This window comes from Nocardia jinanensis (assembly GCF_014645735.1).
GTDB classification, from domain to species: Bacteria; Actinomycetota; Actinomycetes; order Mycobacteriales; family Mycobacteriaceae; genus Nocardia; species Nocardia jinanensis.
This window is the reverse complement of sequence record NZ_BMMH01000007.1, coordinates 357621-382613: the sequence shown is the minus strand read 5'-3', so window position 1 is coordinate 382613 and position 24993 is coordinate 357621. Positions and strand designations below refer to the sequence as shown.

Here is a 24993-nt window from a genome sequence, read left to right as displayed (position 1 = left end):
CGGTGCTGTACGGCAGGATTGCACGTCGTGGCAATCTCGGAAGGCGATATCTACGCGTTATGCGAGGCGGGGCGATCCTGGAAGTGCCCTCGCTGCGGATGCGCGACAAGGCAGTATCCCGCGCTGTCCCGTGTTCGCGACACCAGCAGCCGCAACTATCCGTCAATCTGCTCCGATTGCGGCGATGATGAGGCTTTTCAGCACGTGCTCGAGGGAACTGCCCCGACTCCGGTCAACGATTGGCCGGTTCGGCGTGGGTTGCGATCACTAGAGCACGACTTCGGGCACAGGCCTCGGATACACCGGAACGAAGCCCAGGATGCCGCTACAAGAGGTATCCAGTTCGGTATCTACTGGGACGGGCGGCTCGAGGAGTGGCTCATTGCAGCGACGGCGACGGAAGACCCGGATCCAGAGCTACCAAATGTTCAAGTGCAGGCGTGGTCGTTCCCCACACGTCGGCTACTCGACGAGTATCTGGCATCGGTCACCAAACGGCCCGAGCATCAGGTTCGTGCACTGTTGCGAGTCCTGCTGTTCGAGGCTCGCACGTTCGGATTCGACGCCGAAACGTTCGATTCGGCGCTCGATAGCGGAAGGATCTTGGAGCTGGAAGAAACCTCCGAGTACTTCCGCAGGCTACCGCGGGCGGCGTTCTCGAACGCAGATGCACATCCTGGAGTGCGTTGGGTGATCGATCTGCTACCCGATGCACCCGGACGCGCCGCCCTGGTGGTGGACTCCTACCTCCGGACTCACCAGGACACGCTTCCCCAAGGACGAAAAGATGGGCTCGCCGACGCGATCGACATCATCAAGGCGTACTACATCAGCAACAGCACGGCCCCATGGCGTGAGGCGTTGAACAGTATCGAACCGCGTGAGTTCGAGTATCTGGTTGCCCATTTGTACAGCGCGATGGGTTTCGACGTCACCGTGACACCACCGCGTAGCGACGGCGGTCGTGACCTCATCGCACGCACGACCCACCGTGGTGGAAAGCAGAAACTCCTCATCGAATGCAAGCGATACCGAAGGCCAGTCGTTGGTGTCAAAGAAGCACGAGCTCTCCTCGGCGCGGTCTCGCACGAACGCGCGAACGGCGGCGTACTAGTCACCACCGGCCGATGTACTCGAGGCGTTCATGCCCTCGCCGAAGACAACGACCGGGTCGACTACATTGACGGTGAAAGGCTCGTCCACCTTTTGAATGAGCATTTGGGCCCAGGTGGTTACAGCGGCTAGAGCAGCTCACACGACCGTTGCAGTCACACCTCAGCACACCCGCCTGACAGAAAGTGCCCCGCCCGAAATATTGCGTGGTACCGGTCTGCCACAACCACAGCAACTGGCCAGAACGTCAACTTCAGTGGCTGGTCAGGAACTCGGCGACCTCACGGCGCCGAAGCCGACTGTCGGCTACTACATCATCGACGGGGTACAGGGGGACCGCGCACTCGACCCGGTCCTGAGGATGTAGCGGACGACAACCCGGGCGATCCAGAATCAGTCGGCAACAGACCGGCCAGACCCAGGAACGGGCCGCCAGCACCCACTGGCGGCCCGTTCCTGGAGTCTTCGGACTTATCGACTACGTAGGCAATTGGTTGCGTAGTGCGCCGGTGGTGTGGTTGGCCCGCACGACGGTCGCGTGCCCGGCCTGACCGTGGCGCATTAGATCGACAGCGTCGGTCGTGTGGGCAACGAGGTCTTCGGGATGTATCAACTGGATTCGTGGGGCGGCGATCACAGTGCCGGTGCCGGTTACGTGGGCGACGAGGTAACTGCCTTCGCTGTGGCCGGAAGCGCGACCGTAGACGATGAGTTGGTCGCCAGTGACCGAGTTCTTCACTTCATAGATGGGGGCGAGCGCGATGGGGCGGGCTGTGTTCGTGGGCCCGGTGGCGAGTGGCATGTCGAGGCGAAACAGCCCGGGCGGTTGGAGTGTCCGAGTCAGGGCCGGGTTGTCGGCAGCGCGGATGTCGCTGGCGTAGTGGGTGATATCGAGGTCGAGTTCGTGGTCGTGGACGGCGTTGCCGTCGTGGCTGCGGAATCCGGCGACACCGAGTCCACCGTAGGGGGCCCAGTCGAACAGCACTGTGGTGATCGCGGGGTTGCGGCGGCGGATTTCGAGGGTGATGAGCGCGAGCACGGCGTCGGTGATGCGCTTTTCGCGCACCGGTCCGAGCGGGAAGTCGAACGCGACGGCCAGCCGGGTGCGCGCCTCCTCGACCGTATCGGGTTCGCGGCGGATCGGGACGACAGCGGCGGTGCGCGCTCTGGTGCTGGTCTGGTTCTTGCGGTTCATGTCCTGGTCTCCTCGGGTGGTGTCGGCGGGCGGTGTGCCCGGTTCGGTCCGGGGCCCGTTGCGGTGTGCGGTCGGTGGTGGCGTTACCGGGGTGCGGTGTTCCAGGCGGTGGGCAGGGGGGCGCCGGTGCAGAGTTGGTTGTCGAGGGTGGCCATGGTGTCGGCGGCCTCGGCGTAGAGCGCTTCGAGCCGGTCATGGTGATCGGCGCAACTACCCGGGTCCTCGGTGCCGTCCGCGCGCGCGGCGTATGTGTCGATCTCGTCGCGGATACGGTGTTGCAGGTTCCGGAACCAGGTGAGCAATTTATCGGGACCCGGTGCCGTGGTGTCCGATTGGGGAGGCGAGCCGAGGGCGTGGAGCCCGGCGACGGTGGCCCGGTAGTGGAGTTGGATCAGTTCCTCCACCTCGGTCACCTCGTCCCCGACCCCGATCTGGCACTCATCGAACTGTCCGGCTGGGCTGCCGCAGCGTTCTGCCGGGTTGTCGGGTTCGGGCTGGGTGGGTGTGGTGTCGCTGGTCATCGTCTGGCTCCTGTCTTGCCGTCGGTGCGGTGTCGGGTGGGTTCCGTTCCACCCCTTCGGATTTCGGTCGGCTTGTCCCGCTCCCACCCGCCCCGGGCGCGGTGGGTGCGCGTCCCGGGGTGGGTGATAGGTCAGGCGGTCCGGACTGCGGTGGTGGCGGCTCGACCGATGGCGTGGGCGGTGGCGGCGGGATCGGTGACCGGGTGGACGGTGCAGCCGGTCAGGGGGTCGGGTGGGTCGTTGGTGTCCGGCGCCAGCCACAACACGGCACATCCGGCGGCACGCAGCCGATCGAGGAGTTTCTGGGCGCGGTCGCGTCGGGGTCCGTCGTAATAGCCGTCGGAGATGATCACCAGCAGGCGTGTGTTTTCCGGCCGGGACAGGTCGAGGGCACCGGTGAGGGCTTCGATCGCGTCGTCGATGGCGTGGAGGTAGTCGGGGCAGGAGAATCGGGTGACCCGGGCCGGGGTGGTGCCGGGGTAGGTGATCGGTTTCACCGAGGCGCCGAAGGTGACCGTGGCGGTCGCGGCGGGCATCGTGGCCAGCTCGGCAGCGCGGGCGATCATCCACGCGGCCGAGGCCACCGGGGCCGCGAATTTGTCCATGGACCCGGACACGTCGCAGGCCAACCCAATCCGCAACGGTGGCACCGGCACGGTTTTGCGGGTGGTGCGGGTGAACGGTTCGGCTGTCGGGATCGCCCCGGCCGCGCGTTGGGCTTCCCGTGCCAGCGCGCCGCGCATCCGCAACCGCCCCGGGGGCAGCGCGGAGGTGGTGGTGACGGTGGCGCGTTCACGCCGCGACGCATTGTTCAGTGCCCGCGCCAGCACCCGGGCAGCGGCGTGTTCGTCAGGGCGGGGTGCGCGGGTGGTTCGAGTGCTGGCCGAGGCGCAGGACCCGGTGCCATTGCCGAACACCTTGCGCGCCTGCGCCGCCGCGCGCCGGGCGGCGAGTTCCGCTTTTTCCTCTGCGATGGCGGCGGCCTCGGCGGGATCGACCGGAACCGGCTGCGCGCTCACAGCATTGGCCACGTTGGCGACCGTGGCGCCGATCGCGGCCGACAGCGGCGAGTCCGGGTCCGGTTCGGCATGGGGGTCGGGTCCGATGAGGTCGAGCCACCGCTGCCCGAGCGCGAGCATGGTGGTGCCGTCGTGGTCGTCGACCGTGTGCGCGTGCTGCCAGATCGCCCGCAGTTTCTCGAGGGTGTCGGTGCCGAGAATGGTTTCGATGACCGTGGCGGCGGGCGCGCATTCCGGGGGTTCGAGGATGCCACCGTCCACCCTGCCCAGCAGCAGGGCCGCAGTGTGGGCGGCGGCGTAGGGGGTCGGTGGAATCTGTGCGGCAGCATCGCTACCGCCGTTATCGCCGATCACGATCTCGGTCGCGCTGGCGCGCAACCAGTGCCGGTCGTCGGGGCGGCGCCGTATCTGTGCGGCCTCGATCCGGGATTCCTCCAACAGCATGGCCGCCTCGACCACGGCCGGGTTCGCCACCGCCGGGGGCTCCCACCGTGAATGCTGGGCGTGGGCGCATTCGTGCACGAACGCACCCCACGTGGCGGCATAGCGGGTGCGGTCACTGTTGCGGTCCGGGCGGGCGGTGGCGGGGTCTATACCGAGGCCGGTGCCATCGAGTTCGATTGCCGCGCGGTGGGGCATGAACACCGCCGGATGCCCGTGCGCCGCGCCGGGCGCGATCGTGACGACGAGGTCGTCACGATCGGCGATCGGCGGGGCCTCCTCGGTCAGGGCGGCCGACAGGGCATCCCACCCGTCGGCCGTCGGTGGTGGGGTGGGTGTGGTGGTGGGGTCGGAGATCAGGTGTCCGGTCATCGCGGGCGGTTCCTTCCGGTGCGGTTTCGGTGGGTGCGGGCAGGGTCAGATGCGGGTACCGAGGGCCAGCGGTTCGAGGCGGGCGCCGAATACGGCGCGCACCACGTCGGCGACGATGGGGCGGTCGTCTTCGGGGGCGGCGCCGATCAGGTTCGCCGCAGCGGTGGGTATGTCAGTGGCGGCCGCGATCTTCTGGAACGCCAGCAGTTCACGCAGTTGCGGCGCCCACCCGATCTCGCCCTTTCCGTGTCGGGAAGCCAGGTTGCGGGCGACCCGCACCGCTTTCGAATCGACCCCCAACTGACCGGCGAGGTCGTAGTCCGAACCCACCTGCACCTGGAACGCGAACCGGCTCGCCAGCGCATCGGACAGGATCGCCCCGTGTACCCCGGGGTTGTGCCCGGCCACCACAAAGAACCCCGGCGCGGCGGTCACGATTTCGCCGCTGTGGGCTTTGATCACGATCTCGCGGCGCCCGTCCATGGCCGGGTACGCACACGCCAGCACCGTGGGTGGGATCAGGGTGGCGTCGTCGATGAACAGCACCCGACCCTCGCGCATCGCCCGGACCAGCGGCCCGTGTACGAACGCGAAGGTGCCATCGGGGTTCTGGGTGTACTCGCCCACGAAGTCCGCGACCGTGGTGTCACTGTCCCCCTGCACGGTCAATAAATCGCCGTAGGCGGCCTCGATCAGCGACGTTTTGCCGGTGCCGGGCGGCCCGTACAACAGGACCGGGACCTCGTGGTCCCGCATCGTGCGCAACACGTCCACATCCGCGCGCCCGGCCAGGGTCCGCAGGTGGTACTGCTGCCCGTTCGGGCGCGTGACCACCGTCCCGGACCGTGCGGGCGCCGTGCTGTGGGCCGGTGCGGTCGGCGTCTTCCGTGCCCGGCGGGTGGCGGGTTTCGCAGCGGGCGCGGCCGGGGTGCTGGCGGTCGGTGTCGGGGCGGTGGCGGGTGCCCCGGCCGCTGCCGCGCCGGTGTGGGTGTTGGCGCGGTATCGCAGGGGTTTGCTGTTGGTCTGTTCGGCCTGTCCGGTGGCGGTCAGGGTTTTCATCGCGTTACCGATCGCGCCGGATGAATGGCCGGTGAGTTTCGCGATTTCGCGGGGCGTGTATTCGGCGCCGGGATTGTCAACCAGGGCTTTCGCGACCATGCGACGAAGTTCTCCGTTACCGAGCCGGTGGGTGGGTCCGGTGGGGATTGTCATCTCTTTTTCTCCTTGCCCTGCGATTGCGTGGTGCGCCGCCTACGGCGGATCCTGACACAGCGGTGGCGCGGTGGCGATTTCGGATCGAATGATTTTTCGGTTTCCCCGGGGTGCCGGTCGGCACTATCTCGACTCGTCTCGGAAATTCAATACCATTCCACACTATTTTCGACGAAATTCCGCCGGTCAGGGCAACAATTGCAGAGCAAGGCAAGAATGAAATGATCCCGGCCCGCTCGTCAGGTAACTGCACAGGAGGAAGCCGGCCGGACCAAGCCTATTCAAAGGCCATTTCAATTCGAGCGATAATCACCCGACCACACACGAAAGAAGGGAGCAGGCATCGGTAAAGCAGCCGGATTCCGCCGACGGAGTTCCGCAGCGCGACCCGCGCCAATGTGTTCTCACCGCCCCTACGGGGGTAATCCGGTGGAGCCGAAAGCCAAGAAAATTGACCCCTACCTGGCACTTTGCCACGCCAGAGAGGGTCAGCTTGATCAACCCCCCGACTGACCCACGGATTGACCCCCCGATTGACCCACCTAATGCCGCCGTACCGCACGAGACCTGGCCACCGGCTCACCACCGCCGCGACGCAGCGACGCGCAATAGAATTACCTGCCCACCGATCCAGCTCGCACAATTTCAAAGCGGATATACCACGAATCCACATTTCCACGGCACGTATATCTACACAGCCGCAACGATCGCCATCTATTCAATTAGATAGACATTCACGCTGGAATACCAGAAATTGTACGCATATATCGAAGAGCCTTCCAGTGTCGGAATTTCTGGTCCACTCACCGGCGCCGGACCATAGCAACCTCTTTCGCACTCGCCTCAGGGCAATGCTTTCTCGACTCACAGGCGTGGCTCGGGTACAAATCTACTCGGACGAATAGAAGGAATACCTCTCGACCGACGCGTCGAGAGGTATTCTGGATGCGGTACACATTGATGTGGTGGCATATGCCAAACGGGTTCAATGTGGATATTTTCGCCGGAGAGTTTCGGCGAGTTCCCGGGTTTGCGGCGTGGGTTGTTCTCCGATATCGGAGAGTTTTTGCGTCAGGAGGCTCATGGTGCGTTCGATGGCTGTGTGCTCGCCGAGGCGAGCGTGCAGGCGCAGGATGTCGCGCCACAGCAGTTCGTTGAGCGGGTCGTGATCGAGAGCTGTTTCGAGTAGGTCCAGAGCGCGGCGTGGATCGTGCTCGACGGCAGCGGCGGCCAATGCTCCGACTGCGGTGATCGTGTCGCGGCGGGCCGCTTCCCGAATGGGTGCCGCCCATGCCGCGGGCAGATCTGTTGCGAGGACTCCCGGGCAGCGGTGTCGACGATGTGATGGCAGGCGGCGTAGCGGTCGGTGTCGGTGCGGGCGTGACGGCGTTGCAGTACACCGGCCGCGAAGCGTTGGAAGTCGGTAGTGAAGACCTCCGGATCGAGCAGATAGCGCAGTGGGTCGCCGGTCACGATCCGGGACACTGCGTGATCGGTGGCGGCACCGAGCGCGGCGGTGAGTCTGGCGAGGGCGGTGTTGACGACGTTGGCCGGTCGGCGCGGAGACTGCTCGCCCCACAGGTCGGCGACCAGGGCCTCGCGAGTCATCCCCTCCGGGCGCAAGACCAGCAAGGCCAGTAGCTCGCGCCCACGGGGTGTCAGGCGTGCGGTGATATCGACCGTGCCGGTGCCGCTGTGCCAGCGCACCCGCATAGGCCCGAACACCTCGACCGACACCGGCGGCCCACCCTGGCCGGCGTCGGTCGTCGACAGGGCAACAGCAGTGTCCCTCTGCACCGTGGTCGCGGGCTTGACAGTCGAGCGATCGGTGGCGGTGACCTCCAGACTGTCGCATTCGAGACCCGACGCGGGGTCGGGTGGCTCTTCGACGGGGTTTCGATAGCCCGGGGGCGGGTGCAGTCGATACACGCGAGGACCGCCCGACCCGGAGGCGGCTCCGGGAGAGCGGCGCCGGAATCGAGCCGGGAACCGCGAGGGCGTGAAGGCTGGGGCGGGTTTCGACGCCGACGGTGGAGGGGGGCGCAGTTGTGTGTGTAGCGCCGAGGCGACCCCGCGGGCGGCGGAGGTGAAGTTGTCGCGGCCGCGGTGGCCGGACGGCTCTCCGCTCAGCAGCGCTGCCGCGCCGTGGTGGTTCATCGGGAGCCAACCGAGTACCGCGGGACTCCCAGGCGCTCGGTCAACTCGCTGGCGTCGGGTGAGCCGACCATCAGGACCGCGCACCGTCGACAGCCCACGGTGAGCTCGCGGACTTGCCGGCCGATGGAGGCGGGGTCGGTGAGGTCGCCTCGGACGATCACCAGAGCGACGTCGGCGCCGACGATAATCGGTGCTGCGGGTGATACCGGGTCAAGGACACCACAGTCGGCGATCACCGCCAGGTCGGCCAGCCTGGGTCCCGATGAATGAGGCGTGGCGGTGACTGGAGCCGACAGCGTCGCCGATACTGCCGCGGGGTGTTCGGGTGCGGCGAGGAACGGCACCCGCCCCACCACCTGCACGTGGTCCCAGATATGTCCGCCGACTCGGGAGCCCGGTGATGCGGTGGTGGCCGCGGAGAGGCTGGCCAGGCCGCGGTGTGGATCGGCACCGGTGAGGTGGGCGAGGCTGCCGCCGGCAGGGTCGGCCTCCACTACTAGTGCGGGTTGTGGGCCCGGCCACGAGTCGGCGAGGGCGACCGCAGTGGTGGTCACCCCGGTGCGAGAAGTCAGTCCGGTGAGTGCGATCAGCACGGTCGCCACCCCTTCACTGGAGCGGATCGGGAACCATCACGAGTAATGGTTCGGATGGGTGATACGTGAGCGTTCGGGCTACTCGGAGGTGATCGCGGTGATCACCGAGTTCCCGTCGAGGCGGGTGGTGGAGATCCGTTGCCGCCACACGGTCGGCGGCGTGTCCGGCCGGGTTTCGGTGATCTCGACTGCGTACAGGCCCGGTGTCAACGGACGGATCCGTACGCAATAGCCCGTGACCGGCGGCGCCGAATCAATGCCGGCTTGGATGGTGGTGGCATCAGAGACTGCGGCCTCGGTCGCGACGACGTCGCGGGCCATAACGGCGTCACGAGCGTGGTAGTAGGCGGCCTCGAACACCGCGATCGCCCACGCGCCGCTCATGGCTCTCAGCGGGCGCGCGCCGGCCAGCGTGGTCTCGGCTTCTACAGTGCCGGGCCCGCAGTCGGTGCTGCTTCCGGTAACTATCGGTGATCGGTCGCGGCCGTCGGCCGGCCACGATGGGGGTGCATCGGTAATGCGGATCGGCGGATCGATCGGGGTCTCGGCGTGGTCGGTCCCGGCGACGACCGTGGTCACTACCATCGCGCTGGCAGTGAACGCTGCCACCACCGCGCCGCCGAGAACGGCGCGTAAGTGACCGGGTGTACAGGCACGGCGCGGCGGGGTCAGCCACCGCCCATCGTCAGCCGAGTTCGGCGTGCTGGCCGAGACGAGCCAATCAACCATGCCTGTGGAAGTCGGCTCGTCGAGAACGATCTGTCGGTCTTCGTCCGATTCTTTTCTCATCGTCGATGCACCCCTCCGGTCAGCCGAGCACAGGCGGCCAGTGAACAAGGACCTCGTTGACCACCTGCGCCGCCGCGGGTTCAACCACTGCGGCCAGCTCGGCGACCGGCGCGCCGCCCACCGCCTCGACTTCGTGGACGATCGGCTCGGGGATCACCGCCACCACCGGTTCCAGGGCCTCGGGCAACGGCACCAGCTCGGTATCGACTCCGAGCACCGCGTCCGCGACCGGGTCGGGAACTCCCGCCTGTGCAAAGGCATCCGAGGCTTCGAGGACTACGACGGTGTTCCAGTCCCGCTCCCACTGCGCAGCTTCCGAGGTCATCCATTCCGGCTGCGGCACGCTCACCCCACCGAAACGCAACCGATCCTCACCCACCGCGGCCTCGCCCGCCGACGTCGGCAACGGTGCGTCGCCTGCACCCTGGCCACCGTCGTAGACCACTGACTGCGGGGCGACCTCGACAGATTCGGATTCTGCCGCGATCACCGGAGCCGCCGCCTGATCCGCCTGCGGCGCCGAATCCACCTGAGGTTCGCTCACCGTGTCGGGCTGCGTCAGCACCTGCGGCTCCGGCACGATCTCTGGGTCGACCTGAGTTTCGGGCGCACGGTGATGCTCAGGAGCCAGCTGCGGCGCAGATTGCGACTCGGAAATCGGCTGCGGGGCAGGCAAGATCGGTTCCGGAGTCTGCTCCGGCGCCGGCACAACCATGTCCTCAACACGATCGGCGTAACCGGGGCTACCTGTGTCGGTTGGGCCCGGTGTTTCCGGTGCCGTGGGGGTTGTAATGCCTGCCTGCCCCGGCCCGGGTTCGGAGATGACACCAGGCTGACCTGTAGGAGCAGCGTGTGCAGCCGGGGCAGCGAGTACGACGGCAGCCAGCGGTGCGAGCGCAACGGAGACCAGCCTCGGGTGGGCACAGGTTCCGAAACCGGGCAGCCACCGATGCCGCCGAACCGGCGCCAACACCGATGATCCTGGATCGACAATGCCACCGACTGCAGGCCCGGACAGCGCGGTCCACAACGCCCCCTGGTGCAGGGTGCACGCGTGCGCTGCACCAACCTCGAGCCCTTGTCCCTCCAGGTAGTCCACAATCACCCGGGCTCGGCCGATGACAGGATCGGACAACCGCGACGGCGCCACAGCAATAACCACCACCGTGTCCACCCCACTCGGACGATTCGCCGGGACCGCATAGTCGAGTCGGGGCACCGACTCGCATCTCACCACCCGTGGCCCCCGCATCCAGACAACCCAGATCCCCACGGCCGCACACCGGCCACCCCCGGCAGCCCGCGACGCTGCCGCTACCGCGGCACCGACCACTCCGGCATCAGAACTCTTGTCCACAGAACTGGTCATGGCACTCTTCCCTCGCTTCCGGCTTCGGATACGACCAGGGCGGCCACTACTCCCACCTACCTAGTCGCGTGAGATACACCACCCACGCTAAGAACTTTCTCTTTACTTTTCAAGAATAAATCTTGAATAAATCTCCCCAACGGGCCAATTACGGCAAATTTTGCGTACTTTCCGAGTACAGTTCTGTGGCATGGGAGCGCACGATGAGTTCTTCGCCCAGGTGGTGCGTGAGAGGCGTAAGCAACTGGGCAACCTCACGATGTCCGAGGTCCACGACCGCGGCGGCCCCGCCATACCGGCTCAGGGACGCGCCGAGCGTGGCGAGCTGTCGGCCCGCGTGCGGCCCAGCACGTTCCAGAAGTTCGATACCGGGCTCGGCTGGGCCCCCGGCTCGGCACGCGCTGCCTACTACCAACGCCGCCCACCCGTGCCGGCCGACACCAAACCTCAGACCCTCGAGCCCGGAGCACCGAGCGTCGACCTGAGTCTCGAGCAACTCCTCCCGCTACTGGACGCACAGCGGTCGCTACACACCGCACCGATCTCGGAGCTGCCGAACGCGATCGGACAACTCGACGAAGCGATCAGTGCGATCATCGGCCCGTTCGTCACCAGCATCCTCGAAGCCAACCGTGGCTCGGCAGTACATCCACTCATCGAGATCGCCTTCGGGGAGATACTCGCTGCACCGGTCTCCCCCGACGACCCCGACGCCACCGAGAAGCTCTACCGACGCTGGCTCATAGACCGCGCCGAAAACCTCGACGAGGCTATACAGCACACATTCGAACAGCGCTACCGGGCACGAAACCACGAGAAGCACTGACGAATCGCGCACGGAGCCCGGCCAATACCGACATCTCTGCACTCGGGTTACCGCGCGCAAGCCGATCTCGATCAGGCCTGCGGCGACGGAGTGTCACAGGGCATAGACGTCAGGGCCGAGATCCCGAACCGACGCCATCAGGTGCAGGGCATGCTCGATGATCCGATCGTGCGACCTCGAGTGGCAAGTAAATTGCGTTACCGGTAGGCAGAAGTGTTCGAACAACGCAGCAAGGACTTCCGGATCGGCGGCCTGCCCAGGTCGAGTCGTACGCAGGGCTGCTATATCGCGGTCCAGGACCGGCCGACCTAGTATGCGGCTGACAGCTGCCGCAGCCGCGGCATTGCTTTCCTCGTCGCAGCCTCGCATATGGAACGCGGCGAACAGCCGGTTGATCTCCACACTGACGGGCACGCGGGCCCCAGAGTGTCCACGTACTCCGGTCGGCGTGTCGTTCATCGGTACCTCCCCGATCGCCTGGATGAGAACGCGCTCGAACACACAGATTCGAGCGGTCATCCGGCGTCCGTCAGAGACTGGTACCGGGAACAAGAATGCGCCAATAGTAGCAAAACGCCATTGGCACGGGTAGGTGCTCGTCAAGGACCGTCAGGCCGGGAGGGGATCCGGGTAGTCGGGGTCATCGAGCCCCGGGTGACCGTCATCGGTGGGTTCGACCGGGTCCGGTTCGTCGGAATAGCCCACCACGCGTAGTTGCAGCACTGCGAGGGCAGGACCACCGCTCGGAGTCGTGACGATAGCGCCGGTGCCATCGACCACCACCCACCCGCCGCCCCGGCGCCGTAGCCGAACACCCTGCACCGCAGCAGAGTCGGACTTACCGGTGAATACATCGGCAGCCGCGGTGAACACCCGCCTCACATCCGCGGGGTGCGGGGTGTCACGCTGATCGACCTGCCCTTTCCACTGCACCTCGGGTAGTGGGTCGGTGATCCACCGGATCAACCGCATCTTGGCGATATCGACCAACACCATGTGCACCTGCGACACACGCGGTATCGCAGCCAGCGCCGCAGCCTCCAGACTCATTTCGGCCGGGGTCGCCGAAGTTTGGAACAGCAGCCCCCGCCACACCTGTGGTGGCGTGGCGGCAATCATGACCAGATGCCCCGGCCGTATGTGCTCACCAACCGTCACGGTCACCGCGCCGGCCCAGCTTTGCCCAGGCTGCGACGACAACAACGCCCGGATCAGAGAGAGCCCGTCCACCGGATCCATGAACCGGAAGACCTCCGGCGCTGTCAGGCGTGACCGCGATGTCTCGACAGACAACGAGGCAGGAATCTCCGCAAGCCGTTGACGCGAGTCCCACGTAAATGCGAAGGCCGGCACCGGCGGATACACCGGCGTCACATCCTCGGAGCCCAGCCACAGATACACACCGTGCAGGGAGTCGTCGGGAGCGAGTACCGGCACTGCCCGGACCCCCACCACGTGGCCGTTGCGGAGAACGCGCTGCGCAATAACCGTTTCCCGGCGCCGACGCATGTCGGCGATCAAGTTCTCCAGCCAGTGGGTAGCTTCTCGTGCCGGGGCTTTCCCGGCACCGATATGGTCCTGCACGGCTCGTTCGAACGAGGTCCGATCCCGGGCATGATGGTCGCGCGCGACCACGCTGAGCCGGTCCGGCTCCAGGGTTTCGACCAGCGTCCATCCGTGCTTCGGCATCACGTCAGTCCCCGAGGTAGTAGCTATCCCGTGGTCCAGCCTTCCCTAACGATCTCAGAGTACCTGGAATGGTGTCCAGCTTCTGCTGATCAACCGGCTCGTAGCGGGAGTTCGGCGAAGGCGTACGTCAGCCACGATGGCCGCAACCGGTACTGTTCCCGCAGCTTGACCGGCTCCAGCCGCGGATACTTCTCCAGCACAGCGCGCGCAACATGGACAGCCTGCATCTCGGCCAACGCCGCACCGATACAGAAGTGCCGGCCATGCCCGAACACCAGGTCCCTGCCCTCACGGCGAGCGGGATCGAGATGCGCCGACCGCAACGACAGAAACACTGTGTGACCCCGCGGAATGCACACTTTGTTGACCTCGACATCGGCCAGCGGGAACCGCCGCAACGCATAATTCACCGGCGCCACCACCCCCATCACCTCTCGCACCAAACCCGCGAACTCCGGCGGCACACCCAGCAGTCGCCGGGCCCGCTCACCGTGGTTGCGGACCAGCTCATCCAGAACCGCTGAGGTCAACGATGTGACGTTCTCGAACCCACCGATTATCACCGCGAATGCAAGACTCATCAGCTCCTCCTCACTGAGCCGATCCTGACCGTCCCGGGCCGTGAGCCAGTCGGAGATCAGGTCATCACCCGGCTCCCGCCGCTTGTCCTCTATCACCCCCGCCACCAACATCAGCATCGCCGACATCGCGCCCTGAACAGCCTCGCCTCCGCTGGAGGTGTCGATCAGAAACATCGGCCGAGCCGCAGAACGGAACTCGCCCAACTGTTCGTCAGGCAGACCCAGCAGTGTGCCGATCACCCGCGGGGGCAACGGCTCGCACAACCCACCCATCGCATCAATCTCCCCCACCGCCGGCAGCGCATCAACTAACTCCGCGACAGCGCCCACCACGACCTGCTCGTGCCGGGCGTGATGAGCGGGCGCGAAGGCCTCCGCCGCCAGCTTCCGCACCCGCCGATGCTGCTCACCATCGATATTGAGCAGATTCTGATCCAACGCTGCAGGAAGATTTTGTCCCGTGAACCCCGTGGTCGAATCCGACTTCGACGCGGACATCCGCGGATCGGCCAATAGACTAGTTACCGCCTGCCACCCGGTGACCACCCACACCGGCGAACCGTCGGGTAGCTCCGCCTGATGCACCCCCGATCCGCGAGTCCTGAGATCCTCATGAAGAGCATCGACCGCATGAATCCCCGCCGTGAACGGGCACCGCCCCAAGTCCATACCCCTAGTGTGCCAACCACCGGAAGGACCCGCCGTGCCGATCACCACCCGTGTCGCCACCACCACCGACATCCCAGAAGCCGCCGCTGTTCTCGCCGAAGCCTTCGACAGCGACCCGCTGATGGCTACCATCTGGCCCGACCAGAAGCAGCGCCGCCGTGCGCTACCCGTGTACTTCGCCGCGTCGCTACGGTACTTCCACGTTCCTCACGGCGGAGTCGATGTTGCCAGCGACGGCGACGGGAAGATCGCGGCCGTTGCCGTCTGGGATCCACCTGGACAGTGGGACCACAGCACCATGACCACAGTCCGCGCCCTTCCCGACCTACTACCCGCCCTACGAACCCGCGCCCTGACCGCAATCAGAGTCCGCCGCACCCTCGACGAGCATCACCCCCGCGCCCCTGGGCACTGGTACCTGGCGAATATCGGATCCACTCAGAGCGTCCGAGGACAAGGCTACGCGGCACGCCTGATCACCGACCGCGTGACGTCTCCTTCCCCTCCCCCGGCGTATCTGGTCTGCACGCGGGAAAGAAACATCCCGTATTACGCTCGGTTCGGATTCGAAGTCGCCGAGTCTTTCGCATTGCCGGCAGGCGAAAGACCTCCGATGTGGGCGATGAGGGTCAATATGTAACCTGCGCAGGTTGATTTGACCAACAGGAACGATAGCGCGGTGGCTGCGGACCCGGGATCCGACGAAGTATTGAAGCGAACGGCACGTCCATCGAAGATCGCAACACTTGTTCTCAGCTTCGGAACGCTGAATGGGAAGCGGTTGAACGAAGCCCCGGCCCGGCGCACAGGGTCGATGCGAGGGGTGATGAGCAGACTCCAGGAACAGCCCGGGTTCGGACATGTCACCTACGGCGGACCGTCAACCGCCGAACTACTCACCTGCAGCTCAGCCTCTTTCCAGGGCGTTGACCATATCGTTGATGCCGAAAGACCCCAGGCGGATCAGCTCGTCGATGGCATCGAGCAAAGCCGAACGGTGGTCGGGGTTATCGGTCTGCGTGAGACCTCGAATGATCAACCGGCCCACATGCTGTGATTCGGCCGCTGCGTGGGTGGAGATGTCACCAACATCGGTGCCTGCAGTCGTGATGAACTGGCGGACGCTGCGTAGAACGAGGTCGTCGATCTTGTCGGGCGCATTTTCCAGGGTGATGAGTAACTGGCTGATTCCTTCGACGAAGGCGGGTGAGGAAATAAATTCTCGCAGTACTGGCGTGAACGGTAATAGTGCCTGACCGCGGAGCACAGCTGCCACATCGGCGGCCGACTGTCTCACCATAGGCGCGGGGTCATGGAAAAGCCTATTCAAAATAGCTACCGCAGCAGCGGTTTCGCTCGTGGTCGTCAACCGGTGCGCTGCAACTTGTGCGATTCCCTGCCGAACCTCTGCGCCCAGGGCCTGTGCCACTGCGAGCGCCTCGGTTCGCCGCCATTCGAGTGCGGCAAAGGTAGCAAGTCGACCTCCCTCCTCTCGGACACTTGGGTGCGTAGAGGCCAGCATCCGCTCTACCACCGGCATCGCGGTTGCTGGGTCATCGTTGCCGAGGTAGATCAGGAGTTGTCGGACCGGTGGGGTGGCGAGTAGTCGGTCGTCGGTGTCGATCAGCCGAGTGAATGCGGCTCGGGCGGCCGCAGGAGCGTGGCGCATCGATGCACCTACGAGAAGAGCCGCAGTGGCGCGCACTGACACCGAAGGGTCCTCGGCCATCCTGTTCAGCACGGGGACAACGAGAGTGGTCCGCTCACCATCTGCATCTGGCGCCAGCAGCCCGGCCAACGTCCGCGCCAGACTGCCACGTGCTGTGTTGATCCCCGAGGTCAGGATGTCGGCATGCTGGCCACCGACCTCTTCCCGCTGCCATGCCTGAATTCCGTCGTTTCCCGGATCGGTGGCATTCACCATCCGGTCTCTCAGGGTTTCGACGATGTCGAGGGGTACGGCCGCAGCATAAGGGTGCAGCGCGAACCCGAAGAAGAGGTCGTTGTCTGCATTGTTCATTGACGCAATGTGACGCACTACCTCGAACACCGTGTCGGGCCAATCGACTATCGATGCAGCACCCAATCCGAGCAGGATCGCGTTGGAATAATCGGCGGCGACCGTCGGTGTTAGTCGCAAGGCCAACTGCGCGAAACGGCGTGGCTCATCCTTCGTCAACTCTTCAAGCACACGCGCTTGTTCTCGTGCACCACCGGTCTGGCTCGCAGTTTCGCGCTCGCCGTCATGAACATCCATCGCCTGTAGCCAGTTGTCGTCGCTCATACGACGAGCGCGCTCGGCAGGAATCGGTGCCTTTACGCTAAAGACGACGATCCCTTCCGGCTCTGGTGGTTGATTGATCTGGAACCTTCGGCGGAACTCGCCCAGCCGTCGTCGGCCAGTCTCGGTCAGCCGCTCCTCGCACATGCCGGAAAGCAGATTGAATGCGTACCAGCCGGGGCCGCGGTTCTCCCACTCGAATCGAAGGTCGCGGATGACGGTTTCGAGACGTTGATGCTGTTCGTGCGTGAGGTGCGGGCAAATCGATTGAAGGACTTCGCGTGCTACCCACACGCTATTGGAGACATAGCCGCACATGAACCGCCACGCACCCTGCATCATCACTGCAAAGGCCCAGTCGGCGAAAACAACGCCATCGCCGAGAAACCCTTGATATAGCAACCACTGTGCAGCGTCGTGCCGATCTTCCGCGAGCAGTTCCATGATGGGCCGCAGCGTTGCTAACTCATTGGCAGCCATGGCTCGAATTGCCGTACCCATAGCAGCAAACAGCACCTCAGCGGCGTCGTCGCGATGCTCCGCCCCGGGGATTCGGCATGAGAAATGTGCGTCGTCGAGGGGCCGATCGCCCTGGTCGCGATACTCGGTGGCGGCCATCACCTGCAGAAGGTACGGCAGAAGCGATGTGCAAAATGAGGCAGGCGCTGTAGTCGCCACCGTGGTAACCACCTGCTCTAGGAAGGTGTATCGCTGCGTCAGGATGGCGATTTTCCCCGATTCGCCAGGCTCAAGAGCAGGCGGCCGGAGGAAGTACGCGGCGAGGACTTCGACCACCCAGTCCGGCCGAGTCACGGCTACGTCTAGCATTCGGAACCAGAGTTGGTCTGCGTCGGGGTCGTAGCCGCCGGCGCGAACGCAATCGACGAGTACCTCGATCGACTTATGGCTCGACTGGAAAGTCAAGCATCGCGCAAGGTGCCGTACCCACCCTGGGAAGTCCGGGTCGTCCCGGCGACCCATCAACAAGTCCGTCATTCGGTTCTCTTGCGCGGGCCCCACACCCGTCATGACCGAAATAGCTCGCCGACGTTGCTCTTCGCTGCCTTCCAGCCAGCACGATAACAGACCATCGGCATCGAACCGATCGAACCACGACGGGGTTCGCAGCCGAGACCATATGCTCGAATCGAGCTCAGGCACCGCATCCAGGACATCGAAAAGTAGTTGCAGCTCAGCGCTGCTGGGATCATCGATGCCACCCAGTACAACGAGTGCAACGTCCTTGATGTGAAACCGCACCTCAGTGCTCGTCAGCATCGCCCGGACTTCGGAGACAAAACGTACAGGATCACTAGTGCGAAGGTGGGTCATGATCTGGCGAACCTGTCCGCGGCGGAAGAGTTCCTGCTCACTCGCGGCGAGGAAGCTGACCAGGCTGTCCTCACGCCGTACCCACTGCCGCGCAAACGCATAGTCGAAGAGTGCCTCGTGGAAGAAGCAAATATGTGCTCCGTCCCGTACCAGCAGTTGTTCTGAGATAAGCAGATCCGTTGTCGAACTGTCGATATCAAGCATCGCGATAGGAACAGTCAATTGCTGCCGGTTGCTGATTGCGCGCGCCAACTGGCCAGTAGCAGCATCGACACCTTCTTGGACGCCGCCGCGACTGCGTATCGCCCGGCGCTTGTAGTCCCAGTAGGCATCGAACAGGGATTGGCTGTTGGTGAAGTCCAGCGCCCTGGGTTCGTGTGCGATGGTGGCCAGCAACGACAGATGCAGAGGCAGACGAAGGATATCGCGCTGATAAGTAGTGAGAGCTACCGCCGCCATTCCCATGGCGGCGATCGCTGTATCGACCTGGTGGTCGGTCAATGGCTCGACCGAAACCACCGATGCGTCATGGCGGCTCATCAGTGTTCGGATTCGGTGGTCGTTGTCGACATCGAACTGACGGCAGCCCAACACGACGCGCAGATCTGGGAAAGCACGCGCCTCGACGATCAGGTCAGCGACGACATTGAAGTTCTCAGGCAACCGGCCCGACACCATGCTCACAGCATCCAACTGATCGACCACCAGAACTGCCGGTCGCCGAGCAGCGGCGAGGGCAGTAACCGGGGACGTCTCGAAGCCCAGATGACGCCCCAATTCGCGAGTCGATCCGAGTGAGCCGTATCGATCCAGCGAGATCACAAGGGTCACAAGACCGTCGGCGGCAAATAGTTCCACAGTCTGATGCAGAACTGCGGTCTTGCCTGCACCGGCCGCACCAACCAGGAAGGTCACCGGCGTCGGCCAGAGCGTTTCCCTGATTCGCTGCGCTGCGACGCGAGCAATGACTGGCTGCAGTTGCTGCTGCTCTACCCTTTGCAACCACGTCAATGTCTCTGCCTGTACCTGCTCGATCAGGCTCAACAGATTCGTCAGCAACCGTCGGCGAAGCCCGTAATCAGCGAGGAACTCGATCAGATCAGACGCGTGCACTGTGCGACCGAGACAACGCTCGATGAGCTCGACTAACGACGCCCGTGCGGGTAGGTCTGGCGCACCTTCGAGCAACAGAGCCGCAAGGGCAGCGTTGTTGTGGCGCAACTCCCTGTCGTCGATGACACGCACATAGAGCCCGCGTAGTACGCAATAGGCGTCGTTAGCTCCCTGGTAGCGGTGTGTAAGCTCGCTGAACAGTTCCTCTAGGGGATTCGGGAGTCCTTCGGTAAGGAATGAAGCGAGATCATCAGAGCTACGTGTCCGGTCTGCAAGCTCCTGCAGCTTCCGGAACGGCACCGTGGATACGAAGTGAAACTGCCGGTGTGCGCGCGAGTGCTGCAGCGCCGCATCCCAAATACGTAGCTGGTCGAATGCTCCGGAGTTCCATGCATTCGCATTTCCGAATTGACGTTTCACCTGGTGCGCTTCGTCGACGCCGTCGTTGCGGCGGATAACGAACTCAGCACCATCGCGGAGATCCCCCAGTGGCTCGATTTTTATCCAGCTCGCGTGCCCCTGAAGCACATCAAGCATTCGCGCCACGATCCAAGCGGCCTCGTAGCTATTGCCTATCTTGTCTGCTTCACCACCGGACCTCGGGCTCACCGCTCTCCTAACTCCGATCGAACTCTGGTGCGGACCAGCTGACCCGGCTCCGCCGACTGAGTTTCGTGATTGACCAAGTCATACGGATACAGCAGCTCACTGCCAGTCATAGCCACCGCCCCTCGCCCTCGACTGCAATCTGGCTGACGCCGACGCTATCCGAAGCTGCCCACCGTCACCGCGCATCGTCTACATCGCAACCGCCAGCGATGCCGTTTCGCGTCCACGCCGGTGGTCGGACTTGAGTCACGATCAATGCGGGGCCAGGGCACTTGTATCGAGGGACTCGGCAACGCCAAGTTGAGCACGAGGCGTTGGTCGCGACCGGCAAGCGTAAGCGAGTCGCAGTCGACAGTGATCTCCCTGCAACCGAGGCGCCAGCGTGGTCATCGTCAACCCTCGATCATCGGCAGAGCGATCACCCCGCGTAGACCACTCGGGCCAATCCGATGACGCTGATTGCATCAGTCACAGAACCGGCTGGTTTCGAACCACGCACAGCGCTGTCACTGCACCTCAAATGGCTCAGTTATCGCTCAAAGGGACTCAGCGCCAGGTGAAAAGTCGCGCTGAACTGTGATTCTCTAGGTGGGGCCAGCTGGGGTCAAGCCACCGACCTTCCGCGTTGAGGCGGGCACCCCGATGTTGCAACGACTTCACGGCTATGCAGCACCGCAGGCAAAACGGATTGTTGGATCCACAGCGTTCCATCTGCGGCGACGAGAGACAGGTTCGTTGAACCGCCAAATCGGGATCACAGGTTCTTTGCTGACGGTCGTTGTCCAAACTTTCGGATGAATCGCGGAGTAATAGGTGCAAGACGCCGAGATGACACGAGGAGGTCATTCCGGTGAATCGGGCCCCATTGCCAGAACGACACCGAACCTGTCGAGTTGCCGGCCGTCGACAACCCTGGACCAGAGAACACATTTTAAATCCTTGACATCTCGATGCGTCCAGAGGGTTGATTGACCAGCATTTCTGGTGGGACTGCGAAGCTGCCAGTGCCTACGCGCGCCTGCGTGGCTCTCGCGCGCGGCGACACGTCCGCGCACTCCGCACCTTTCGATGTAGCCCTTGCGCGCTGTCACCACGAGGAGAAGTGGAGCACTTCATGAAGAGCAAACACAACGCGTCGGTCCACGCAAACGACCCGATCAGTGTCGAGCTCCCTGACGCTCCACCGATCATCACCCCGCCTGTAGGTAGGGCGCTACTGCGGCTATTACTGAACGTGCATCATTCACGACTCGCCGTCCACAATGAGACGGACGAGAACAGAAAGGCTGCCTAGCAGTGCGATTCGCGTTCTACGGCCGGGTTTCCACAGAAGACCAGCAGGACCCGGAAGCATCCCGCAACTGGCAGAAGGCCCGCGCCCAAACCCTGATCGAGGGAGATATCGTCACCGAGCATTTCGATATCGGACAGTCTCGGTCGATCCCCTGGAAGCGCCGCCCCGAAGCGAACCACCTGCTGAACGCGCTGAAGGACCCCGATCGAGGATTCGACGCGGTCGTGATCGGAGAACCGCAACGCGCGTTCTACGGCAATCAGTACGGGCTCACCTTCCCGGTCTTCGTCCACTACGGCGTCCAGCTCTGGGTCCCCGAAGTCGGCGGACAGGTAGACCCGGAATCAGAAGCGCACGACCTGGTCATGTCGGTCTTCGGCGGCATGTCCAAAGGCGAACGCAACCGGATCAAGATCCGCGTCCGCTCCGCCATGGCCGCACAAGCCAAAGTCGAAGGACGCTTCCTCGGCGGACGACCACCCTACGGATACCGAATCGTCGACGCCGGGCCACATCCGAACCCCGCCAAGGCCGCAGATGGGAAACGGCTCCACAAACTCGAACCCCACCCTGAAACCGCACCCATCGTGCAACGCATCTTCACCGAATACCTCGACGGCCGCGGCCTGTTCGCCATCGCCGAAGCACTGACCAACGACCGGATCAAATCACCATCAGCACACGACCGCGCCCGAAACCAGCACCGCAGCGGCATCGCCTGGTCCAAAGGCGCCGTACGCACCATCCTGGCGAATCCCCGCTACACCGGCCGCCAGGTCTGGAACAAACAACGCAAAGACGAGGTACTGCTCGACGTCGAAGATGTCGCACTCGGACACGCAACCAAGATGCGATGGAACGACCCCGGCAGCTGGGTCTGGTCCGCATCGGTCGTCCAAGAACCCCTGATCGACACCGATACCTTCGAACGCGCCCGAACGACACTCGCCGGCGGCGGCCGGACCCGCAAGACCCGGGAGAGGAACCGGGTCCGCCGAACCTATGTCCTGCGCAGCCTGATGTACTGCGGCGTCTGCGCCCGCCGCATGCAGGGACACTGGAACCACGACGCCCCCTACTACCGGTGCCGATTCCCCTACGAATACGCCCTGGCCAACAAAGTCGACCACCCGCGCAACGTCTACCTGGCCGAACACGAGGTGCTACCGGTCGTGGACCACTGGCTCACGACCCTGTTCACACCCGGCCGGCTCGACACAACCGTCCGGGCGCTCTACAAATCCCAGACCGACAGCACCCCCAACCCCTCGACCACCGAAGCCACACGAGTCGTCGCCGAATGCGACACCAAGCTGGCCCGCTACCGGGCAGCTCTCGAGGCAGGCGCCGACCCGAAAATGATCGCCACCTGGACCAGCCAGATCCAAACGCAGAAGGCAGAAGCACTCGCCAGGGTTCCCGCGATACCCAGCCAGCCCCAGCGAATGGCAGAAGAGGAGATCCGGGAGTTCCTCGGCACGCTCGGCGACATCCACACTGCACTAGACGAAGCTGTCGCCGACGATAAATCTGCCGTCTACCAGCGGCTGGGCCTGAAACTCACCTACCAGCCGGACACACGCATCGTGCAGGCCGCAGTCAACATCGACACCCGCCCCCACAGCCACGGGCCGCGCGCGAGAAGTGGGCATAAAAATAACCCCACAGAAATCCCGTGGGGTTATGGTACGTGTCCGGAGGGGGACTTGAACCCCCACGCCCGATAAAGGGCACTAGCACCTCAAGCTAGCGCGTCTGCCATTCCGCCACCCGGACCGGTGTGCTCAGCAAGAGTATCGGATCGTGTCACCGGGGCAAAATCGCGGGTGCCACCTGGGGATATCCACACAATTGTCAGCCACTGACGAATTCCGGTCCGGTCGCTCCGGGTCGTCGGTAGATTGTGGTGCGCAACGGTGCAGTCGCGGTGAGGAGCGCCAAGTGGGTCAGGATGTCGCGGTCGTTATCGGAGTCGGCGGGATGGGGCGGGCCATCGCGCGCCGGATCGGGGGTGGACGGCGGCTGCTGATCGCGGATTTCGACGAGAGCAATCTGGACTCGGTGGCGCGGCTTCTGGCCGGCGAGGGGCATGAGGTGGTCGGACGGCAGGTCGATGTGTCCGATGCCGGGTCGGTGGCGGCGCTGGCCGAGGCCGCGGGCGAGCTGGGGCGGGTTACCCATATTGCTCATACCGCGGGAGTTTCGCCTACACAGGCCGTGACGAAGGCGGTGCTGGAGGTGGATCTGCTGGGGACTGCGCTGGTGCTGGATGCTTTCGAAGGGGTGGTCGCCGAGGGCGGGGCGGGTGTGGTGATCGCGAGTATGTCGGCGTATCTGGCGCCGCTGCCGGACGATCAGGTCGCGGCGCTGGCGCATACTCCGGCCGGAGAGCTGCTGGCGTTGCCGTTCCTCGACCACGACACGCATCCGGGTATCGCCTACGCGGTGGCCAAAAGGGGCAATGTGGCGCGGGTGCAGGCCGCGGCCGTCGCGTGGGGGCGGCGGGGTGCGCGGCTCAATTCGATCAGTCCGGGGGTGATCTCGACGCCGATGGGCCGGCAGGAGTTGGACGGCGAATCCGGGGCGGCGATGCGGGCGATGGTCGATGCCTCGACCACCGGACGGCTGGGGACGCCGGACGATATCGCGCACGCGGCGGCTTTCCTGTTGGACCCGGCGGCGAGTTTTATCGCGGGAATCGATCTGCTGGTCGACGGCGGGACGGTGGCGGGCGTGCGGACGCTGGCCACCGGGTGAGTGCACGGTATTTGTGTTCGCACGTGGGCCGGTTCTCGTCCAGCGTCTCGGTACGGGTGAGGGCAATTGTTGACGACGCCCGGACTCGCGGATGATGATGCGGCCACCAGCCCCGACGTCTCGGAAGTGAACTGTGCCGCCCACCAGAGTTCCCGCAATTCATCTAGGTCCGGACCACGACCTGGCCCTGGGCCGGGGAATCGAGGCGGGCGGTGGCCGGTTGGTGCCACTGGACGAAGCCGAGGCGGTGGTGTGGAAAGGCGGGCCGGATACGTTCCCCGATCGGCTGCCGGACGCGGTGCGGTGGGTGCAGTTGCCGAGCGCGGGGATCGAGCGGTGGTTCGCCGCGGGAATCCTCGACGGCGGGCGGATCTGGACCTCGGCGGCGGGGGCCTACGCGCCGAGAGTGGCCGAGCATGCGGTGCTGCTGCTGCTGGCCGGGGTGCGAGGACTGGGTGAGCAGGCGCGCGCGACGTCGTGGCGTAAGGCGGAGTTCGAGACGCGGGTCGCGACGTTGCACGGCGCGACGGTCGCGATCATCGGCTGCGGGGGTATCGGGCGGGCCATGATCCCGCTGTTCACCGCGTTCGGTGCGGAGGTGCTGGCATCCACCAGGTCCGGGACGCCTGTACCGGGCGCCGCCGAAACGGTGGACGCGAGCCGTAACGCCGAGCTCTGGGCGCGCGCGGATCATTTCGTGATCGCGGCACCGGCGACGGCCGAAACCGCGCAGCTCGTCGATGCGGACGCCCTGGCGCAGATGAAACCGACGGCCTGGATCGTGAACATCGCGCGGGGATCGCTGATCGACACCGATGCGCTGGTGCGCGCGTTGCGCGCGGAAACCATCGGGGGCGCGGCACTGGATGTCACGGATCCGGAGCCGCTTCCGGAGGGGCACCCACTGTGGTCGCTGCCCAACGCGGTGATCACCCCGCATCTGGCGAACCCCTCGAACGGCCTGCCCAGCCTGCTCGCCGAGCACGTGCGGGCCAATGTCGAACGGTTCGCCGCCGGGGAAACGCTACTGTCACCGGTCGATATCGAACGCGGCTACTGAG

Annotated in this window: 18 protein-coding genes and 1 tRNA gene; 6 read left to right on the top strand and 13 right to left on the bottom strand. The window is 64.7% G+C overall.

Annotated features, from left to right (window positions below; translation table 11 throughout):
- Window positions 1-27: 27 nt before the first annotated feature.
- The gene (locus IEY68_RS19245; RefSeq protein WP_189094373.1) at window positions 28-1245 is read left to right on the top strand and encodes a restriction endonuclease; all 1218 of its coding nucleotides are present in this window, start codon (window positions 28-30) and stop codon (window positions 1243-1245) included.
- Window positions 1246-1591: 346 nt separating this feature from the next.
- On the opposite strand, the gene IEY68_RS19240 is transcribed toward IEY68_RS19245, so the two are convergent.
- From IEY68_RS19240 to IEY68_RS19205, 8 genes are all read right to left on the bottom strand, one after another.
- Window positions 1592-2308 (bottom strand): hypothetical protein, encoded by a 717-nt coding sequence (locus IEY68_RS19240; RefSeq protein ID WP_058853735.1) that lies wholly within the window; start codon window positions 2306-2308, stop codon window positions 1592-1594.
- Window positions 2309-2391: 83 nt separating this feature from the next.
- Window positions 2392-2829 (bottom strand): hypothetical protein, encoded by a 438-nt coding sequence (locus tag IEY68_RS19235; RefSeq protein ID WP_058853734.1) that lies wholly within the window; start codon window positions 2827-2829, stop codon window positions 2392-2394.
- Window positions 2830-2960: 131 nt separating this feature from the next.
- Window positions 2961-4661, bottom strand: a complete 1701-nt coding sequence (locus tag IEY68_RS36815; RefSeq protein WP_058853733.1) for a VWA domain-containing protein — start codon at window positions 4659-4661, stop codon at window positions 2961-2963.
- 45 nt (window positions 4662-4706) lie between these two features.
- The gene (locus IEY68_RS19225; protein WP_058853732.1) at window positions 4707-5873 is read right to left on the bottom strand and encodes an AAA family ATPase; all 1167 of its coding nucleotides are present in this window, start codon (window positions 5871-5873) and stop codon (window positions 4707-4709) included.
- A gap of 985 nt (window positions 5874-6858) precedes the next feature.
- A complete protein-coding gene (locus tag IEY68_RS19220) occupies window positions 6859-7728 on the bottom strand; it encodes a bacterial transcriptional activator domain-containing protein (RefSeq protein WP_373292988.1) in 870 nt (289 codons plus the stop codon).
- Window positions 7729-8026: 298 nt separating this feature from the next.
- Window positions 8027-8632: a hypothetical protein gene (locus IEY68_RS19215; RefSeq protein WP_058853730.1), complete on the bottom strand. Its 606-nt coding sequence runs from the start codon at window positions 8630-8632 to the stop codon at window positions 8027-8029.
- A gap of 69 nt (window positions 8633-8701) precedes the next feature.
- Window positions 8702-9460 (bottom strand): DUF8176 domain-containing protein, encoded by a 759-nt coding sequence (locus IEY68_RS19210; RefSeq protein WP_189094371.1) that lies wholly within the window; start codon window positions 9458-9460, stop codon window positions 8702-8704.
- Window positions 9432-10586 (bottom strand): hypothetical protein, encoded by a 1155-nt coding sequence (locus IEY68_RS19205; protein ID WP_156426062.1) that lies wholly within the window; start codon window positions 10584-10586, stop codon window positions 9432-9434. The genes IEY68_RS19210 and IEY68_RS19205 overlap by 29 nt, the downstream gene beginning before the upstream one ends.
- 385 nt (window positions 10587-10971) lie before the next feature.
- Between IEY68_RS19205 and IEY68_RS19200 the strand changes: the two genes are divergently transcribed.
- Window positions 10972-11607 carry a hypothetical protein gene (locus IEY68_RS19200; protein ID WP_058853727.1) on the top strand — a complete coding sequence of 212 codons (636 nt, stop codon included), beginning with the start codon at window positions 10972-10974 and terminating at the stop codon, window positions 11605-11607.
- 93 nt (window positions 11608-11700) lie between these two features.
- On the opposite strand, the gene IEY68_RS19195 is transcribed toward IEY68_RS19200, so the two are convergent.
- The 3 genes from IEY68_RS19195 to IEY68_RS19185 form a co-directional block, all read right to left on the bottom strand.
- A complete protein-coding gene (locus IEY68_RS19195; protein ID WP_058853726.1) occupies window positions 11701-12126 on the bottom strand; it encodes a hypothetical protein in 426 nt (141 codons plus the stop codon).
- Window positions 12127-12216: 90 nt separating this feature from the next.
- Complete coding sequence (locus tag IEY68_RS19190; protein ID WP_058853725.1) at window positions 12217-13296, bottom strand: GAF domain-containing protein; 1080 nt, start codon at window positions 13294-13296, stop codon at window positions 12217-12219.
- 89 nt (window positions 13297-13385) lie between these two features.
- On the bottom strand, window positions 13386-14546 hold the full coding sequence (locus IEY68_RS19185; RefSeq protein ID WP_063916318.1) for a cytochrome P450 family protein: 1161 nt from the start codon (window positions 14544-14546) through the stop codon (window positions 13386-13388).
- A gap of 34 nt (window positions 14547-14580) precedes the next feature.
- On the opposite strand from IEY68_RS19185, the gene IEY68_RS19180 reads away from it, so the two are divergent.
- Entirely contained in the window at window positions 14581-15186 is a 606-nt protein-coding gene (locus IEY68_RS19180; protein WP_156426060.1) for a GNAT family N-acetyltransferase, read from the top strand.
- Between the two features lie 267 nt (window positions 15187-15453).
- Here the strand turns inward: IEY68_RS19180 and IEY68_RS19175 are convergent, their stop codons facing one another.
- Entirely contained in the window at window positions 15454-19809 is a 4356-nt protein-coding gene (locus IEY68_RS19175) for an ATP-binding protein (RefSeq protein WP_189094370.1), read from the bottom strand.
- A gap of 1368 nt (window positions 19810-21177) precedes the next feature.
- On the opposite strand from IEY68_RS19175, the gene IEY68_RS19170 reads away from it, so the two are divergent.
- Window positions 21178-22902, top strand: coding sequence for a recombinase family protein (locus IEY68_RS19170; protein WP_082681174.1), 1725 nt, complete (start codon window positions 21178-21180; stop codon window positions 22900-22902).
- On the opposite strand, the gene IEY68_RS19165 is transcribed toward IEY68_RS19170, so the two are convergent.
- Window positions 22867-22951 (bottom strand) — tRNA-Leu (locus tag IEY68_RS19165). The two genes, IEY68_RS19170 and IEY68_RS19165, sit on opposite strands and share 36 nt — an antisense overlap.
- Window positions 22952-23116: 165 nt before the next feature.
- Between IEY68_RS19165 and IEY68_RS19160 the strand changes: the two genes are divergently transcribed.
- Together IEY68_RS19160 and IEY68_RS19155 are read left to right on the top strand one after the other, a co-directional pair.
- Complete coding sequence (locus tag IEY68_RS19160) at window positions 23117-23932, top strand: SDR family oxidoreductase (protein WP_058853722.1); 816 nt, start codon at window positions 23117-23119, stop codon at window positions 23930-23932.
- Between the two features lie 133 nt (window positions 23933-24065).
- A complete protein-coding gene (locus IEY68_RS19155) occupies window positions 24066-24992 on the top strand; it encodes a D-isomer specific 2-hydroxyacid dehydrogenase family protein (protein WP_058853721.1) in 927 nt (308 codons plus the stop codon).
- Window position 24993 lies beyond the last annotated feature (1 nt).

Excerpts from the sequence above, each read along its gene's own strand:
- IEY68_RS19240 (WP_058853735.1), bottom strand. The coding sequence starts at position 2,308 with ATGAACCGCAAGAACCAGACCAGCACCAGAGCGCGCACCGCCGCTGTC.
- IEY68_RS19235 (WP_058853734.1), bottom strand. The coding sequence starts at position 2,829 with ATGACCAGCGACACCACACCCACCCAGCCCGAACCCGACAACCCGGCA.
- IEY68_RS36815 (WP_058853733.1), bottom strand. The coding sequence starts at position 4,661 with ATGACCGGACACCTGATCTCCGACCCCACCACCACACCCACCCCACCA.
- IEY68_RS19225 (WP_058853732.1), bottom strand. The coding sequence starts at position 5,873 with ATGACAATCCCCACCGGACCCACCCACCGGCTCGGTAACGGAGAACTT.
- IEY68_RS19220 (WP_373292988.1), bottom strand. The coding sequence starts at position 7,728 with ATGCGACAGTCTGGAGGTCACCGCCACCGATCGCTCGACTGTCAAGCC.
- IEY68_RS19200 (WP_058853727.1), top strand. The coding sequence starts at position 10,972 with ATGGGAGCGCACGATGAGTTCTTCGCCCAGGTGGTGCGTGAGAGGCGT.
- IEY68_RS19195 (WP_058853726.1), bottom strand. The coding sequence starts at position 12,126 with ATGACCGCTCGAATCTGTGTGTTCGAGCGCGTTCTCATCCAGGCGATC.
- IEY68_RS19190 (WP_058853725.1), bottom strand. The coding sequence starts at position 13,296 with ATGCCGAAGCACGGATGGACGCTGGTCGAAACCCTGGAGCCGGACCGG.
- IEY68_RS19185 (WP_063916318.1), bottom strand. The coding sequence starts at position 14,546 with ATGGACTTGGGGCGGTGCCCGTTCACGGCGGGGATTCATGCGGTCGAT.
- IEY68_RS19175 (WP_189094370.1), bottom strand. The coding sequence starts at position 19,809 with ATGCTTGATGTGCTTCAGGGGCACGCGAGCTGGATAAAAATCGAGCCA.